At 64.1% G+C, this 16722-nt stretch carries 13 protein-coding genes; 9 read left to right on the forward strand and 4 right to left on the reverse strand.

The features are described 5' to 3' along the window. Positions 1-78 precede the first annotated feature (78 nt). The 4 genes from ACZ2HM_RS08790 (at position 79) to lpdA (ending at position 5918) form a co-directional block, all read left to right on the forward strand. Complete coding sequence (locus tag ACZ2HM_RS08790) at positions 79-2874, forward strand: 2-oxoglutarate dehydrogenase E1 component (RefSeq protein WP_470425049.1); 2796 nt, start codon at positions 79-81, stop codon at positions 2872-2874. Between the two features lie 8 nt (positions 2875-2882). Further along, positions 2883-4127: a 2-oxoglutarate dehydrogenase complex dihydrolipoyllysine-residue succinyltransferase gene (gene odhB / locus ACZ2HM_RS08795; RefSeq protein ID WP_470425050.1), complete on the forward strand. Its 1245-nt coding sequence runs from the start codon at positions 2883-2885 to the stop codon at positions 4125-4127. Positions 4128-4203: 76 nt separating this feature from the next. After that, positions 4204-4467 carry a GIY-YIG nuclease family protein gene (locus tag ACZ2HM_RS08800; protein ID WP_470425051.1) on the forward strand — a complete coding sequence of 88 codons (264 nt, stop codon included), beginning with the start codon at positions 4204-4206 and terminating at the stop codon, positions 4465-4467. A 50-nt stretch (positions 4468-4517) separates the two neighbouring features. Beyond that, a complete protein-coding gene (gene lpdA, locus ACZ2HM_RS08805) occupies positions 4518-5918 on the forward strand; it encodes a dihydrolipoyl dehydrogenase (RefSeq protein ID WP_470425052.1) in 1401 nt (466 codons plus the stop codon). 352 nt (positions 5919-6270) lie between these two features. Here the strand turns inward: lpdA and ACZ2HM_RS08810 are convergent, their stop codons facing one another. After that, positions 6271-7041 (reverse strand): phosphocholine cytidylyltransferase family protein, encoded by a 771-nt coding sequence (locus ACZ2HM_RS08810; protein ID WP_037477105.1) that lies wholly within the window; start codon positions 7039-7041, stop codon positions 6271-6273. 119 nt (positions 7042-7160) lie between these two features. Between ACZ2HM_RS08810 and ACZ2HM_RS08815 the strand changes: the two genes are divergently transcribed. Further along, complete coding sequence (locus ACZ2HM_RS08815) at positions 7161-8474, forward strand: lipopolysaccharide biosynthesis protein (protein WP_470425053.1); 1314 nt, start codon at positions 7161-7163, stop codon at positions 8472-8474. A gap of 92 nt (positions 8475-8566) precedes the next feature. Here the strand turns inward: ACZ2HM_RS08815 and ACZ2HM_RS08820 are convergent, their stop codons facing one another. Together ACZ2HM_RS08820 and ACZ2HM_RS08825 are read right to left on the reverse strand one after the other, a co-directional pair. Beyond that, entirely contained in the window at positions 8567-9361 is a 795-nt protein-coding gene (locus tag ACZ2HM_RS08820) for a nucleotidyltransferase family protein (RefSeq protein ID WP_470425054.1), read from the reverse strand. A gap of 40 nt (positions 9362-9401) precedes the next feature. Next, a complete protein-coding gene (locus ACZ2HM_RS08825) occupies positions 9402-10931 on the reverse strand; it encodes a peptidoglycan DD-metalloendopeptidase family protein (RefSeq protein ID WP_470425055.1) in 1530 nt (509 codons plus the stop codon). A 227-nt stretch (positions 10932-11158) separates the two neighbouring features. Between ACZ2HM_RS08825 and ACZ2HM_RS08830 the strand changes: the two genes are divergently transcribed. The 4 genes from ACZ2HM_RS08830 to ACZ2HM_RS08845 all read left to right on the forward strand — a co-directional run bounded on the left by ACZ2HM_RS08830 (position 11159) and on the right by ACZ2HM_RS08845 (position 16229). After that, positions 11159-13873, forward strand: coding sequence for a helicase-related protein (locus ACZ2HM_RS08830; protein WP_470425056.1), 2715 nt, complete (start codon positions 11159-11161; stop codon positions 13871-13873). Continuing rightward, positions 13866-14162: an RNA-binding S4 domain-containing protein gene (locus ACZ2HM_RS08835; protein WP_037479277.1), complete on the forward strand. Its 297-nt coding sequence runs from the start codon at positions 13866-13868 to the stop codon at positions 14160-14162. Before ACZ2HM_RS08830 ends, ACZ2HM_RS08835 begins: the two co-directional genes overlap by 8 nt. Positions 14163-15121: 959 nt before the next feature. Next, entirely contained in the window at positions 15122-15460 is a 339-nt protein-coding gene (fdxA, locus tag ACZ2HM_RS08840) for a ferredoxin FdxA (protein WP_069066175.1), read from the forward strand. A 241-nt stretch (positions 15461-15701) separates the two neighbouring features. After that, complete coding sequence (locus ACZ2HM_RS08845) at positions 15702-16229, forward strand: CarD family transcriptional regulator (protein WP_037477608.1); 528 nt, start codon at positions 15702-15704, stop codon at positions 16227-16229. 87 nt (positions 16230-16316) lie between these two features. Here the strand turns inward: ACZ2HM_RS08845 and uraH are convergent, their stop codons facing one another. After that, entirely contained in the window at positions 16317-16718 is a 402-nt protein-coding gene (gene uraH / locus ACZ2HM_RS08850; RefSeq protein ID WP_470425057.1) for a hydroxyisourate hydrolase, read from the reverse strand. Positions 16719-16722 lie beyond the last annotated feature (4 nt).

The following is a 16722-nucleotide window of genomic DNA, read 5'->3' on the forward strand; positions in this document are numbered from 1 at the left end:
ATAGAGGCGGCCGGGCTGCACCCTGGCCGCTCACTTCCCGCACCGCGACTGCACGCGGCACGGATCGGACAAGATATTATGGGTTACGAAAACCAGGATTTCGAGATCGAGCAAGGCCCCAGCTGGGCACGCCCGAATTGGCCGTTGTCGGACACTGACGACCTCACCGGGGCGCTTGACCCCACGCAGATGCAGGTCGCGGTCAAGGCCGCCGCCAAGGCTGCGGGCAAGGCGGTGTCGGATGCGGACATAGCGCAGGCCGCCGAAGATTCCATCCGCGCGATGATGCTGATCCGCACCTATCGCGTGCGCGGTCATTTGGCCGCCAATCTCGATCCGCTGGGGCTGACCCATCGCGATCTGCCGGCCGACCTGACGCCGGAATTTCACGGCCTGACCGACCTTAACCGGAAAATCTATCTCGGCGGCACGCTCGGCCTGCAATTTGCCAGCGTCAGCGAGATCGTCGCCATCCTGCGCGCCAATTATTGCGGCAATGTCGGCCTCGAATATATGCACATCGCCGATGTGGAGGAGCGCCGCTTCCTGCAGGACCGGATGGAAGGCAAGGACAAGGAAATCATCTTCACGCCGGAAGGCAAGAAGGCGATCCTGGCCAAGGTCATCCAGGGCGAGCAATATGAGAAGTTCCTGGGCCGCAAATATGTCGGCACTAAGCGCTTTGGCCTCGACGGCGGCGAATCCATGATCCCCGCGCTCGAAGCCGTCATCAAATATGGCGGCCAGTCGGGCGTGCGCGAAATCGTCTATGGCATGGCCCATCGCGGCCGTTTGAACGTCCTTGCCAATGTGATGGCCAAGGGCTTCCGCGTCATCTTCCACGAATTTTCCGGCGGCACCGCCAACCCCGAAGATGTCGGCGGTTCGGGCGACGTGAAATATCATCTGGGCACCTCCACCGATCGCGAGTTCGACGGGATCAAGGTCCATATGTCGCTGGTGCCCAACCCCTCGCATCTCGAAACCGTCGATCCGGTCGTATTGGGCAAGGTGCGCGCGCAGCAGACCTTCCGCGACGACCTCGACAAGCATGAGCAGGTTCTGCCCGTGCTGATCCATGGCGACGCCGCTTTTGCGGGTCAGGGTATCGTATGGGAATGCCTCGGCTTCTCCGGCGTGTCGGGCTACAATACCGGCGGCTGCATCCACTTCATCGTCAACAACCAGGTCGGCTTCACCACCAGCCCGCAATTCTCGCGCGGCTCGCCCTACCCGTCCGACGTGGCGAAGGGCGTTCAGGCCCCGATCCTGCACGTCAATGGCGACGACCCCGAAGCGGTGACCTTCGCGTGCAAACTGGCGGTCGAATATCGCCAGACCTTCCACCGCGACATCGTGATCGACATGTGGTGCTATCGGCGCTTTGGCCATAATGAAGGCGACGAGCCTTCGTTCACCCAGCCGCTGATGTATGCGAAGATCCGCCAGCATCCGCCGGTCAGCGACGTCTATGCCACGCGCCTCAAGGAACAGGGCGTGATCGGCGACGATTTCGTGGCCAGCGCGACCAACGAGTTCGTGACCCATCTGGAAGACGAGTTCGAAGCGTCCAAAAGCTACAAGGCCAACAAGGCCGACTGGTTCGCCGGTCGCTGGTCGGGCCTGCACAAGCCCGCCGACGCGGAAACCACACGCCGCAGCGTCGAATCCGCCATCGCGCCTAAGCTGATGGAAAGCCTGGGCAAGACGCTGACCACCGTTCCCGAAGGCCATGCCGTCCACAAGACGCTCCAGCGCGTGCTGGATGTCAAGGCGGAGATGTTCAAGACCGGCGCGAATTTCGATTGGGCAACCGGCGAGGCGCTGGCCTTCGGCTCGCTCCTGTCGGAAGGCTATGGCGTGCGCCTGTCGGGCCAGGACTCAGGGCGCGGCACGTTCAGCCAGCGTCACTCGGTCTGGGTCGATCAGAATACGGAAAAGAAATATATCCCGCTCTCCACCGTCCGTCATGGCCGGTTCGAGGTGCTGGATAGCCCCTTGTCCGAATATGGCGTCCTTGGCTTCGAATATGGCTATGCCCTGGCCGACCCCAAGAGCTTGGTCCTGTGGGAAGCGCAGTTCGGCGATTTCGCCAATGGTGCGCAGATCATCTTCGACCAGTATATCGCCTCGTCGGAAAGCAAGTGGCTGCGCGCCAACGGCCTCGTCTGCCTGTTGCCGCACGGCTATGAAGGACAGGGACCGGAACATAGTTCGGCGCGTCTGGAACGCTTCCTTCAGCTCTGCGCCGAAGGGAATATCCAGGTCGCCAACATCACGACCCCGGCCAATTATTTCCACGTCCTGCGCCGTCAGATGCTGCGTCCCTTCCGCAAACCATTGATCATCATGACGCCCAAGTCGCTGCTGCGGCACAAGCTGGCGGTGAGCAAGGCCGAGGATTTCCAGGGCGACACCCACTTCATGCGCATCCTGTCGGACATGAATCCGGCACCCGATGCGGAAACGAAGCGGCTGGTGCTGTGTTCGGGCAAAGTCGCCTACGACCTGATGGAAGCGCGCGATGCGGCCGGGGACAAGAACACCCAGATCGTCCGCATCGAACAACTTTATCCCTTCCCCACCGAAGCACTCGCCATCCGCATGGAGCGTATGCCAAAGCTGGAAGAAGTGATCTGGTGCCAGGAAGAGCCACGCAATAATGGTGCGTGGTTCCATGTGGAGCCCTATATCGAGGAAGCTCTGGCGGACGTCGGCAAGGCACCGATGCGCGCCCGCTATGCCGGTCGCAAGGCATCGGCGTCGCCCGCAACGGGTCTCGCCAAACGCCATGTCGCCGAACAGGGCGCCCTCGTCGCCGATGCGCTGGGTCACAGCGTCCGTGAAGAAATCCGACGCCAGAAGAAAGGCTGAACAAGCTCATGGCTACCGAAGTCAAAGTCCCTACCCTGGGCGAATCCGTTACCGAAGCAACCGTGGGCCAGTGGCTCAAAAAGCCCGGTGAAGCCGTCGCGCTCGACGAACCCATCGTCAGCCTGGAAACCGACAAGGTCGCGGTCGACGTGCCCTCGCCGGTCGCCGGCACGCTGGGCGATATCATCGCCAAGGAAGGCGATACCGTGAATGTCGGCGCGCTGCTGGCGATGGTCAACGAGGGCGCGGCCGCCGCTGCTGCGTCGCCTGCTCCCGCTGCCAAGGCGGAGGCCGCTGCGCCTGCGCCTGCCGCATCGGCCCCTGCGCCAACGGCGTCGGACGAGGAGGAAGGCGGCAATCTGACGCTCTCCCCCGCCGTGCGCCGCCTGGTGCTGGAGCATGGCCTTGACCCGTCCAAGATCAAGGGCACCGGCAAGGACGGCCGCCTGACCAAGGACGACGTCACCGCCGCCGTCGCCGCTGGCACTGCCAAGGCCGCCGCGTCCGCGCCTGCCTCGGCCCCAGCCGCCGACGCCCCTGCCGCTGGCCCCACCCGCGCGCAGGAGCGGGTGAAGATGACCCGCCTGCGCCAGACCGTCGCCAAGCGGTTGAAGGAAGCGCAGAATACCGCAGCGATGCTGACCACGTATAACGACGTGGACATGACCAACATCATCGAGGCCCGCGCCAAATATAAGGACTTGTTCGAAAAGAAGCATGGCGTCCGTCTGGGCTTCATGGGCTTCTTCACGAAGGCGGTCTGCATGGCGCTCCGCGACATTCCGGGCGTCAATGCGCAGATTGAAGGCGACGAGATCGTCTACAATAATTTCTGCGACATCTCGGTCGCGGTGTCGGCGCCCACCGGCCTCGTCGTTCCGGTCATCCGCAACGCCGAATCGCTCAGCGTGGCCGAGATCGAAAAGACCATCGGCGGCTTTGGCAAGAAGGCCAAGGAAGGCAAGCTGACCATGGAAGATATGAAGGGCGGCACCTTCACCATCTCCAATGGCGGCGTGTTCGGCTCGCTGCTGTCCAGCCCGATCATCAACCCGCCCCAGTCGGGCGTTCTGGGCCTCCACCGGATCGAGGACCGCCCGGTCGTTCGCGACGGTCAGATCGTTATCCGTCCGATGATGTATCTGGCGCTCAGCTATGATCATCGCATGGTCGATGGTCGCGAAGCGGTGACCTTCCTCGTCGCGGTCAAGAACGCGATCGAAGACCCGACCCGCCTGCTGATCGACCTGTAAACTAAGCCAACAGTGCTCCTGCGAAAGCAGGAGCCCAGGGCGGAGACGTGCAACGAAAGCCGGATATGTCTACCTGATGGCCAACAGGCGCAACGGAACGCTCTATGTGGGCGTTACGAGCGACTTGGCCAGCAGGGCATATCAACATCGCAAGAAGCTGGTGGATGGCTTTACGAAACAGCATGGCTGCACCATGTTGGTATGGTTCGCTGCTTATGACGATCTGCAGGAAGCGAGGCTTCGCGAAGTGCAGATCAAAAGATGGAAACGCGCCTGGAAGATGGAGTTGATCGAACGGGAAAATCCGCAATGGCGCGATTTGTTCGAGACGCTTTTCTGACGACGCCCTGGGCTCCTGCGTGCGCAGGAGCACTAAGAGGAAGGTGACACATGTCCGATTTCGACTATGACGTTCTGGTGATCGGGTCCGGCCCCGGCGGTTATGTCGCCGCGATCCGCGCCGCGCAGTTGGGTCTCAAGACCGCCTGCGCCGAAAGCCGCGATACGCTGGGCGGCACCTGCCTCAATGTCGGCTGCATCCCGTCCAAGGCGATGCTGCACGCCTCCGAACTTTATGACGAAGCGGCCAATGGCACGCTCGCCAAGCTCGGCGTCAAGATCGACAAGATGAGCCTCGACCTGACCACCATGCAGGGCCAGCGCGCCGATGCGGTCGAGGGCCTGACCGGCGGCATCGAATTTCTGTTCAAGAAGAACAAGGTGACCTGGCTCAAGGGCCTGGCCAGCTTCACCGGCGCGAACACCGTCGAGATCAACGGCGAAAAGGTAACGGCCAAGAATATCGTCATCGCCACCGGCTCGTCGGTCACGCCACTTCCCGGTGTCGAAGTCGACAATGACGGCGGCAAGATCGTCGATTCGACCGGCGCGCTGGTGCTGGACAAGGTGCCGGGCCATCTAGTGGTCGTCGGCGGCGGTGTCATCGGCCTGGAAATGGGCAGCGTATGGCGTCGCCTGGGCGCCAAGGTCACCGTCGTCGAATATCTCGACCAGATCCTGCCCGGCATGGACGGTGAAGTCCGCAAGGAAGCCAACAAGATCTTCAAGAAGCAGGGCTTCGACTATAAGCTCGGCACGAAGGTCACCGGCGCGAAGGCGCATGACAAGGGCGTGACCCTGACCGTCGAACCCGCCGCCGGTGGCGATGCTGAAACCATCGAAGCCGATGTCGTGCTGGTATCGATCGGCCGTCGTCCCAACACCAACGGCCTTGGCCTCGACAAGATCGGGCTGGAACTGAATGCGCGCGGCCAGATCGAAACCGATCATGAGTTCGGCACGAAGGTTCCCGGCGTCTGGGCGATTGGCGATGTCATCCCCGGTCCGATGCTGGCGCACAAGGCCGAAGATGAAGGCATTGCGGTTGCGGAAAATATCGCGGGTCTGACCGGCATCGTGAACCACGACCTGATCCCCTCGGTCGTCTACACCAAGCCGGAAATCGCGGGCGTCGGCCTGACCGAGGAAGCCGCCAAGGAAAAGGGCGCGATCAAGGTCGGCAAATTCCCGATGATGGCCAACAGCCGCGCCAAGACCAACCACGAACCCGAAGGCTTCGTGAAGATCATCGCCGACGCCGACACCGACAAGGTGCTGGGCGTCTGGATCATCGCCACCCCCGCCGGCACGATGATCGCGCAGGCGGCACAGGCGATGGAGTTTGGCGCATCGAGCGAAGACATCGCCTACACCTGCCACGCTCACCCCACGCACAGCGAAGCGATCAAGGAAGCCGCCATGGCGGTCACCGGCAAACCGATCCACATGTGATCGCTGCCCGCTCGCGCAAATGAAAAAGGCCTCCGCAAAACGGAGGCCTTTTTCATGTCATTCCCTTGCAAGGGTCGGAAGCAGGGCTGAACTATGGCATCATAGGACCCGTTCGTCCTGAGTAGCCATTGAGCGAAGTCGAAATGGCGTATCGAAGGATCAGGCGCTGCGTATGATGCTTCGATACGAGCCTTCGACAAGCTCAGTCTCTACTCAGCACGAACGGATGTTATATAACCGATCCAGAGTCATCATGGCTTATGATCAGATGGAGAGGTGTCACCCTATCGAGACAGAAAATGCCTCTGTCCTACAATCCGCCTGAAAAGCATGACGTTCACCCCCCACTCCCCTATCGCCGATAGCGCCCCTCATCGACCCACCGCGCCGTCAGCGCCGCCGCCGCTTCCACGTCCTGCGGAAAATCGACCTCCTGCCACGGCAGACCGTCGATCGACACGGTGCCCACCCGGTTGCCCTTGGCGATGATGTCGATCGCGCGCAGATACCAGCGTTCCACCCCTTCGGGCGTCCGCATCATCTGGTTGATCTGGTTGCGGAAGATCGCCGGGCCTTCGCCGGTGAACGCCAACATGCCGATCGATTCGGCATTGGTGTCGGGCGGCAGCAAGCGCTTGCCGATATGGTGCAGGCGGCCGCTCTCGTCGCGGTTCACCTTCATGTCATCGTCGTCATAGTCTCCATCGGGCTTCACATCGACGGTGACGGTGATCGCGTCGGTCGCCCCGGCGATCAGCTTGGCGACGATCTCGTCCGACACGATGGTATCGCCATTCAGGATGATGAAGTCGCGGTCCATCTCTTCCCGCACGATCCAGCAGGTGCCCAAGTTATCGGCAACCTGAAAGAAGGGATTGAACACGGTGCGGATACGCGCGCCCGTCTCGCGATAGAGCTGCAGCGCATGATCCTCGACCCGCTCGGTGCGAAAGCCCGTCACCACCACGATGTCGGTCACGCCATTGGCGACCAGCGCGGCGACCTGCCAGCTGATGAGAGTACGCCCGTTAAATTCGATCATGCATTTGGGCACGTCGCGGGTCAGCGGCAACAGGCGTGAGCCTTGCCCGGCGGAAAGAATGATGGCTTTGCTGATCGTCATAGCGCGCGGCCTTAGACCGCAATTTGGCCGAAAAAAAGGCGGGGTTTGCACGACGGCCCGAACCCCCTAGACAGGCGCACGCCGGATGACCGGCATCCGGGTGAAAGGCCAGGGCAGACGTGAAGGTCAAACGCGGATCGGGGCAGGCAGGCGACGGCTTTTCGCGCATCCTGGCCAATACCGGCTGGCTGCTGGGTGGCAAGGGCGTCGGCGCGATCCTCAGCATCGCCTATCTCGCCATCGTCACCCGCACGCTCGGCGTCGCCGATTTCGGCCGCTTCGCCCTGGTGCTGAGCGCCGCGCAGGTCATCAAGACGCTGGTGTCGTTCGACAGCTGGCAGATCGTCGTGCGCTATGGCCAGCCGCATCTGACCGCCGGCCATGGCGATGCGCTCAACCGGGTGCTGCGCTTCTGCATCCTCATCGACCTGGCATCGGCGGTCGCGGGTGGGCTGATTGCGGCCGCGATCCTGCTCCTGTTCGCTGACCTGCTGGAGGTCGGACCGCATATGGCCTGGCAGGTCTGGCTGTTCTGCATGGTGATGATGATCACCATCCGCTCCAGCCCGACCGGCCTGTTGCGCCTGTTCGACCGGTTCGACAGCGCCGCGCTCGCCGAAACCATGATCCCGGTCGGCCGGATGATCGGCGCGGGCGCGGCGCTGCTGTGGATGCCCGACATTACCGGCTTCCTCATCGCCTGGGCCTTTGCCGAACTGCTCTGCGCGCTCAGCTATTGGGGACTGGCGTTGCGTGTCGGCCATGGCCGCATCGGCCATTGGCGCGCCGGACGGGCGATCGACGCGCGTCGCGAAAATCCCGGTATCGTCGGCTTCCTGACCGCCACCAACCTCCAGACCAGCCTCACCTCGATCGGCCAGCAGGTCGCGGTGCTGATCGTCGGGGCGTTCGTCGGCCCCGTGGGCGCTGGCCTCTACCGCCTCGCCAACCAGCTCGCCAATTCGCTGACCAAGATCAGCAGCTTGCTGTCGCGCAGCATCTTCGTCGAACTGTCGCGCAGCAGCAGCCATGGCAAGGAAGCGCTCGGCGCCCTGTTCCGCCGCACCAACCGGCTGGCGCTGATCGCGGGCGCGGTCATCATCGCGCTCATCGCGACCATCGGCCGCCCATTGCTGGGCTTCATCGCCGGGCCGGACTTCCTGCCCGCATATCCGCTGCTGCTGCTGCTCGGCATCGCCGCCTGCATCGAACTGATCGGCGTCAGCTACCGCCCGCTACTGATGGCGACCGATCGCGCGGGCCTGTCGCTGCGCATCACCTTCGTCGCGACCCTGCTGCTGCTCGGCCTGCAGGCGGCGTTGCTGCCGCTCTACGGCACGATCGGCGCAGCGGTCGCGAACATCGTCGCCGCCCTTGCCGGTTTCGCGATGATGGGCTGGGCCAGTCGCCGGGCCGTGGCGAGCGACAAGTAAGCAACCACCCGCCGTTCGTTTCGAGCGCAGTCGAGAAACCCTCGCGCCGGTTTCTCGACTGCGCTCGAAACGAACGGAACCAGGAATAGCGCCTACCGCCCCGCCAATATCGCCTCGATCAGATCCACATCCGCCTGCTTGTCCGCATCGATGCACGCTTCGGGCTGCGCCATCGCCACCAGCCGCGCCACCAGGCCAAAGCGCCGCCCGACCCGCGCCATGCCACCGCGCAGCGTCGAAATCCGCAACAGCGCGCCCAGCAACGCCAGCGGCCCGAAGGCGGACAGGATTTTCCACCCCTTCTTGCGGTCCTGCTCCACCTCCTGCCACAGAGCGATCACCGGCCGCGCCTTGTTGCTGCCGAACCAGAAGATATTGGCGCCCGACCAACCGCCATCGCGGAATTTAAGCCAGGTCCGCCGCGATTGCGGATAACGCGCCAGCAGCGTCACCCGTTCGACCATAGCCACCGCAACATCCGCGCCCGTCGCCTCGGCAATGAACTGATCCAACATCGCCCGATCGAGCAGCACATGATCGGCCGTCGTCAGCAACAGCGGAAAGGGCAGATCGCCCGCCTCCATCAACGCCAGCAGCGACGAAGCAATCCCCGCCCCGCCCCGCTCGAACCGCACGCGCGGATGCGCGCCCAACCACGCCGTCGCCGGATCGGCGGCAAAGGCATCGGCCCGCTGGGTCAGGACGATCACCTGCCCGATCGCAGGATGATCGAGCAACGCGCGCGCGGGGCGATTGATCATCGGCTCGCCCGCGACCGGCGCGAGCGGCTTGACCGGCACGCCTGCGGCAATCGCCAACGGATCGGGAATGGGCCGCGCACCCGCAAGCAGGATGGCGGTGACGGAAGCCGGAGCGGAAGCAATCATCCCCGCTCGTTACCCAAGCGACACCCGCGCGGGAAGCGGCTTATTTACCGCTGGCGACCGGCGCGGCCGATGGCACTTCGGCAAAGGCCTGGCGCTGGCCCACAGCCAGCCCCTTGTAGCGCGCCAGTTGCGCGCGGAACGCCCGCAAATCATTGCCCGCCAGCTGCGCCGTGGTGGTGAACTTGACCGACAACGGATTGACCGTCGCACCACCGCGATAGAGTTCATAATGGAGATGCGGCCCGGTCGACAGGCCGGTCGAGCCGACATAGCCGATCACTTGGCCCCGGCGCACACGCTGGCCCGGCGCGGCGGCGATGCGGCTCATATGCGCATAGCCCGTCGCGATACCGCCGCCATGCTGGATACGCACATAATTACCATGCCCGCCATGCCGACCGGCATAGGCGGTCACGCCATCCGTGACCGCATAGATGGGCGATCCATAGCGCGCCGCGAAATCGATGCCCGCATGCATCCGGCTATAGCCCAAAATCGGGTGCCGCCGCATACCATAGCTGGACGACATGCGCCCGGCGACCGGGGCCGACAGCACACCGCGCCGCTCGCCCACGCCCGACGCTTCGAACCATTCGGTGCGGCCATTGCTGGTCCATTTGAGCATGTCGACCGATTTGCCGCGCGCGCGCTGCAACCCGGCATAGAGCAACTCGCCCACCTCGATATCGCCCGTTTCCGCGCGGCGATATTCAGTCACGATGTCGTAGCGATCCCCCGCGCCGATCCCGCCCAGATCGACCTGCCCGGCAATCACCCGCAGGAAGGCCTGCACCGCCTTGGGCGGCGCACCGGCGGCGCGCGCCGAGCGATAGATGCTCTCGCCCACCACGCCCTGAATGCGCAGCGGCGTATTATCGACGCGGATCGGGATGCGCCGCACCGACAGCACCCCGCCCGCCCGCTCCAGTTCCAGCGCCAGGTCGAGCCGCGCGCGGAACGCCAGCCGATCAAGCGGCCGGGGCCGGTCGCGGCTCGCGCGGCGGCCCAATATGATGTCGAGCCGCGTGCCCGGCTTCACCCCGTCGCTGATATCCGCGCCGACCAGCGCGTTGATCGTCGCCACATCGCCGCTGCTGACCCCCGCCCGCGACAAGGCACGCGCCAGCGTGTCGCTGCTGCCGACCTGGGCGTTGAGTTCGATCTGCGGCCGCTCCGGCGTCTGGCGCAATGGCTGCACCGCATCGGTCGCGCCCATCCGCCGCCCGCTGTCCGCGCCCAGTGCCAGTGGCGTGATCATCTGGCTGCGCACTTCGTCATACTGCGCTTCGGCCATCGTCCGGCCGGGCAACCCCGGAATGGGCTTGAAACCCGGCGACAGATACAGCGCCGTCGCGCACAGCCCGAAACAGGTGGCGAGGCCCCGGAACCAGGTCGGGCTGCCGATCCGCTGGGCAAGGTCGGGGACCAGTTCCACCTCGTCCGCCCATTCGCGCAGCCGCATCCGCCAGTCGCGCGGCGGGACCGGTGCAGGCTGACGCAGCGAGTCGGCCAGCCATAGCGACATGGTGGCGCCGCCCTGCTGCGATCCGAACTGGCTATCCTGAAACAAACCGCGACCCCCAGGGGCATGATAGCATTGCTTGGCGACGCAACGGCCCCCGCGCCATACGTCGGGCCAGACCCTTGTGAAGCGGCAGGGTTAAAGTCAATTTAAGACGCACCAATGACGCACCCGCCTGCGACGACCCGTGCCACGGACCCGATAGGAATGCACCAAGGTAGGGAACCCGCGAATCTCCTTGCTCCATCGCCGCCCATGCTCGACAGAGGGCCATCATGGTTGCCTTTGCCCGATCGCCCGTCACCGCCGTCCTGGGGCCAACCAATACCGGCAAGACCCATCTCGCGGTCGAGCGGATGTGCGGGCACAGCAGCGGCATGATGGGCTTCCCCCTCCGCCTGCTCGCCCGCGAAGTCTATGACCGGGTGGTCGCGATCAAAGGCCCGGCGCAGGTCGCGCTGATCACCGGCGAGGAAAAGATCGTCCCGCCCCACGCCCGCTATTTCCTCTGCACCGCCGAATCCATGCCGATCACCGGCGATTATGCCTTCGTCGCGCTGGACGAAGCGCAACTGGGCGCAGACCCTGAACGCGGCCATATCTTCACCGACCGGCTGCTCCGCGCGCGCGGGCGCGAAGAGACCATGATCCTGGGTTCCGCCAGCATCGCCCGCACCGTCAAGGCGCTGGTCAAGGATGTCGAGATCATCGGCCGCCCGCGCTTCTCCACCCTCTCCTATGCGGGCGCGAAGAAGCTCTCGCGCCTGCCCAAACGCTCCGCCATCGTCGCCTTCTCGGCCGAGGAAGTCTATGCCGTCGCCGAAATGCTGCGGCGGTTCCGGGGTGGTGCCGCCGTGGTGATGGGCGCGCTCTCTCCCCGCACCCGCAATGCCCAAGTGCAGATGTTCCTCAATGGCGAGGTCGATTATCTCGTCGCCACCGACGCGATCGGCATGGGGCTGAACCTCGACGTCGCCCATGTCGCCTTCGCGTCGCTGCGCAAGTTCGATGGCCGCCGCACCCGCCGCCTGACCGTCAGCGAAATGGCGCAGATCGCCGGGCGCGCCGGGCGGCATCACAAGGATGGCACATTCGGATCGCTGGGCGGCGAAGATAGCGACGCTGCCTTTACCCCCGAAGAGATCGAAGCGATCGAGGCGCATCGCTTCCCGCCGGTGGACCATCTTTTCTGGCGCGACGGCACGCCCCGCACCGACCGGCTCGACCATCTTATCGCCGATCTGGAGGAGCGGCCCGACCGCCCCGAACTGCGCGCCGCGCCGCAGGCCGTCGACCTGTCCGTGCTCAAGCGGCTGGCCGACGATCCCCTCGTCATCGACCGCGCGCGTGGCCAGCGGCAGGTCGAACGGCTCTGGGCCGCCTGCAGCCTGCCCGATTTCCAGAAGCTCGGCACCGAACATCATGGCCGCGCCGTCGCGCGCATCTGGCGCTTCCTGTCCGAAGGCAATGGCCACATCCCCCGCGACTGGTTCGCGCAGGCGATCGCCCGGCTCGATTCGGTGCAGGGCGATATCGACACGCTCGCGGGCCGGATCGCCGCCGCCCGCACCTGGTCCTACATCGCCCACCGCGCCGACTGGCTCGCCGATCCCGCCGAAATGGCCGAACGCACCCGCGCGCTGGAGGAAAAGCTGTCCGATGCGCTCCACGCCGCGCTGACGCAGCGTTTCGTGGACCGCCGCACCACCGTCCTGTTGCGCGATCTCGGCCAAAATGCCAGCACCCTGCCGGTCACCGTCGAACCGGACGGCAGCGTGTGCGTCGATGGAGAATCGATCGGGCGACTTGACGGATTTCGTTTCTCGGTCGATCCCGCTACGCGGCATCAGGACAGGAAGATGCTGTTGGCGGCGGCGGAAAGGCGCCTTGGAAAGGTATTGCGTGTGAAGGCAGATGAATTGGTTGCGGCGGCGGATGCGGATTTTGCCCTGCTGGACGAAGCGGGACAGATGCCGGGCATCGCTTGGGGACAGGCGACGGTCGCGACCCTGCTGGCGGGGCCGACCCTGCTGACGCCCGAAATCCGGCTCGACCGCGCCTTACTCGAACTGGCCCCCGATCTGCAGAAACAGGTCGCCACGCGCCTCGCCGCCTGGCTCGACGCGCAGAAGCAGAAGCATCTGTTACCGCTGGTAAAAATGGCCGAAAGCGCCGCCGATCCGGCCGTCCCGGCCGTGGTGCGCGCGGTCTTCGCGCAGCTTGCCGATGGCGGCGGCGTGATGGCGCGGGTCGATCTCGATGCCGCGCTTGGTCATCTCGACAAGGACCAGCGCCACCTGCTGCGCCGCGCGGGCATCGATATCGGCGTGCTCGACATCTATCATCCGGGCCTGCTCAAGCCCGGCGCGGCGCGCTGGCGCTCCGCCTTGCTGGCGGCGCGACTCGGCAAGCCCTGCCTGCCCTTGCCGCTGCCCGGCCTCACCCTGCTGCCCACGGGCGACAAATTTGCGCAGATGGGCGCGCGAATCGCTGGCTTTCGCGGCTTTGGTGACCAGATGCTGCGCATCGACATGGCCGAACGCATGGCCCGCGCCGCGCATGAGGCGATCGCCAAGGGCGAAGCCTTCACCGCCGTCAGCCCGCAGATCGTCTCGCTCGGCCTGCTCGAACCCGCTTTCCTGCAACTGATGCGCGCCGCCGGCTTCCGTCCCGTCGAAGCGCCCACTCCGGTTGCGACCGAGGAAGCTGTCGAAGGAGCTGAACCAGCAGAAGCGCCCCCCGTCAGCGCCGCCAACTGGGTCTTCAAGGGCCGCCAGAAACCCCGCCCCGAACGCGCCCAGCACGCCCGTCCGCGCACGGGCCGACCAGACAATGAGCAGAAGCCACGCAGCGACAAACCCGCCCATGGTCGTCGCGGCGGCAAGGATGGCACCCCCCCGCCCTCGCGCGCGAACCCCACCGGCGGCAGCCCCGCGCCCGCCAATAACGCCTTTGCCGGATTGGCCGAGCTGCTTGGTCGCAATGGCTGATCCGGGCGCAGCCCCCGGCCATGCGCCGACGCTGCGCATCGACAAATATCTCTGGTTCGTCCGGCTCTGCTCCAGCCGGTCAAGCGCCCAGAAACTGGCGGAGGACGGCCATATCCGCCTCAACGGCCGCCGCATCGACCGCGCCCACGCCCCCGTGCGCGCGCACGATCTCATCACCTTCCCCCACGGCACCACCGTCCGCGTCGTCCGCATCACCCACCTCCCCACCAGACGCGGCCCCGCAACCGAAGCGCGCGGCTGTTATGAGGAACTGACGGTCGGCGGGTGAAGGGCGGGGGCCATCCGCAATCGACCACTTGCGGACAGAAGCCTACGATGAGACAGTGTCGTTCATGAAAGATCGCCCTCGATATTGGACCCTTCAAACGCGAAAGCCACTGCATCCGGCAATTCCCACGCGGGCAAGGGAATTGCTCATGTTTTTTTGCGGCAGCCCTTTTCCTTGTCGCCGCCCCTGTGTATATTTTATTAGCCTATTTTCGTCACTTACTGACTGCTGACGAAGCAGTACAAATGGCCATCCCGCTTTGGTTTGGAGGCGGAGTGTTCGTTGTGGCCGGGTTGTTTTGTAGATGGTGGCGATTGAAGAAGCTGGAGATGTATATTCGGTTCAAACGAGATTTAGTTGCGGGCCTTTCCAAATCGGACTGACGGCAATCCACCCTTCGCCGTCATGCCGGGCTTGACCCGGCATCCATTGGCTCAACAGTTCGGCGTCACTGAGAGGGCGAGGCTAATAGACCCCGGATCGAGTCCGGGGTGACGCCGTTTGAGGGGCATCCCCCTCTAACCATGCCAGCCGTCCGCCATGGTGCCCCTCTCTCGACGCACCCCCCTTCTCCCCGCCGAGGCGGAGTTGGATGAGGGGGCTCGGCATTGATGCGGCGCGATGGTGTAAGGCTCAGGACACCCTCACTCCGCCTGTACCAGGAACCTGCCACCGCTCTGTCCTACATCCCAATCCCATGTTACCCTCCCCCCGGCACCGCTCTTTCCCATCGTCCACCCCGCTCCCACGACGCACGCCTGCAACGGTGTGAACTTCGCCGGATTCGCATCATCACGCGCCTATCCCGCCGTCCGCCCAATCCAACCCTGCAACGGTGTGAACTTTCGAGTCGGGCCGCAGGAAACCGGGCCTAAACCCCCGGCAACATTATCCTCATTGACCTTGGCCGTGCCTGCGCATAGCAGGACCGCGCTTTTCCAACCAAGAGTGACCAGACAATGACCTATGTCGTGACCGACAACTGCATCCGCTGCAAATATATGGATTGCGTCGAGGTCTGCCCCGTGGATTGTTTCTACGAGGGTGAGAATATGCTGGTCATCAATCCGAGCGAATGTATCGACTGCGGCGTGTGCGAGCCTGAATGCCCGGCCGAAGCGATCCTGCCCGATACCGAAAATGGCCTGGAAAAATGGCTGGAGCTGAACACCAAATATTCGGCCGAATGGCCCAACATCACGGTCAAGGGCGATGCCCCGGCCGACGCCGATGCCATGAAGGGCGTCGAGAACAAGCTGGAACAGTATTTCTCGCCGGAACCCGGCACGGGTAGCTGACGGGCGCGCCGCCGCCGCCTTCGCCGTCCCATTTTGCGCCACACGCCCGCCCTTTATGTCCGGGGGTGGTAATTTTGTTACGAATCTGCTAAAAGCCGTCACAACGGACGGGCATATGCGCTCGCCCCTGGAGTATTAGCTTCATGTCTTGACGGTGGTGTCGCGGTCTTCCCTGCATGTGACCCCTATCGCATGTGCCCTGCGTCGGCCCCGTTCCCCGGTTGAATTGGAAAGGTTGCAAATGGCTGCCAAAGCGCTGTCCTTTGACGTTGGTGATTATGTCGTTTATCCCAAGCATGGCGTAGGCCGTGTAATCGAGCTGCAGAAAGAGCAGATTGCAGGCATGGATCTGGAGCTGTACGTGCTCCGTTTCGAAAAAGAGCGCATGACGCTCCGCGTACCGACCAACAAGGCCGAAGGCGTCGGCATGCGCAAGCTGTCGTCCAACAAGACGCTCGAAGAATCGATGGAAACATTGAAGGGCAAGCCCAAGGTCAAGCGCACCATGTGGTCGCGCCGCGCGCAGGAATATGAAGCGAAGATCAATTCGGGCGACCTGGTGTCGATCGCCGAAGTGACCCGCGACCTGTTCCGGGCCGACGACCAGCCCGAACAAAGCTATTCCGAGCGTCAGATCTTCGAAGCGGCCTCCAGCCGTCTCGCCCGCGAACTGGCCGCGATGGAAGAAACCGACGAACCCACCGCGCTCAAGAAGATCCTCGCGATCCTCAACGAAGCCGCGCCCAAATATGCCAAGGTCGAAGGCTGATCGGCTTGGCTTGAGCCGATAACGGCAGGCTGAAGGAAAAAGGGGCGTCCCGATATCATCGGGGCGCCCCTTCCTCGTCTGGGCCAATCAATTGCCGCGATAGCTGCTATAGCCATAGGGGCTGACGACGACCGGCACATGATAATTGGCCTTTGCCTCGTCGGCGCGGAACGTGACGCTGATTTCCGGGAAAAATGGCTTCGCCGCCGATCCTGCATAGGCCGTCATGTCGAAACTGATGCGATAGATGCCGGGCGGCGTATCGATCCCTTCGCCAAAGCTGCGGATGCGGCCATTGCCATCGGTGCGCGCCGTGGCGACGCGGGTCCAGTTGCCGGCCGCATCCTTGCGCTCCAGCGTCGCCGGGATGTCGGCCCCACCCACGCCCTGCGCCAGATCGAGAACATGGGTGGAAATATCCGAAGCCTGCGCCACCAAAGGTGTCGCAAAGAGAGAGAGGGCTAGGGTAGCGGCAATCCTGTGACGCATCATT

The organism is Sphingobium sp. KKT206 (genome assembly GCF_055640555.1).

Bases quoted from the DNA above. Each gene is read 5' to 3' on its own strand.
- ACZ2HM_RS08820 (WP_470425054.1), bottom strand. From the start codon at position 9,361: ATGATTGCTTCCGCTCCGGCTTCCGTCACCGCCATCCTGCTTGCGGGT.
- fdxA (WP_069066175.1), top strand. From the start codon at position 15,122: ATGACCTATGTCGTGACCGACAACTGCATCCGCTGCAAATATATGGAT.
- uraH (WP_470425057.1), bottom strand. From the start codon at position 16,718: ATGCGTCACAGGATTGCCGCTACCCTAGCCCTCTCTCTCTTTGCGACA.
- ACZ2HM_RS08835 (WP_037479277.1), top strand. From the start codon at position 13,866: ATGGCTGATCCGGGCGCAGCCCCCGGCCATGCGCCGACGCTGCGCATC.
- lpdA (WP_470425052.1), top strand. From the start codon at position 4,518: ATGTCCGATTTCGACTATGACGTTCTGGTGATCGGGTCCGGCCCCGGC.
- ACZ2HM_RS08800 (WP_470425051.1), top strand. From the start codon at position 4,204: ATGGCCAACAGGCGCAACGGAACGCTCTATGTGGGCGTTACGAGCGAC.
- ACZ2HM_RS08830 (WP_470425056.1), top strand. From the start codon at position 11,159: ATGGTTGCCTTTGCCCGATCGCCCGTCACCGCCGTCCTGGGGCCAACC.
- ACZ2HM_RS08845 (WP_037477608.1), top strand. From the start codon at position 15,702: ATGGCTGCCAAAGCGCTGTCCTTTGACGTTGGTGATTATGTCGTTTAT.
- ACZ2HM_RS08810 (WP_037477105.1), bottom strand. From the start codon at position 7,041: ATGACGATCAGCAAAGCCATCATTCTTTCCGCCGGGCAAGGCTCACGC.
- ACZ2HM_RS08790 (WP_470425049.1), top strand. From the start codon at position 79: ATGGGTTACGAAAACCAGGATTTCGAGATCGAGCAAGGCCCCAGCTGG.
- odhB (WP_470425050.1), top strand. From the start codon at position 2,883: ATGGCTACCGAAGTCAAAGTCCCTACCCTGGGCGAATCCGTTACCGAA.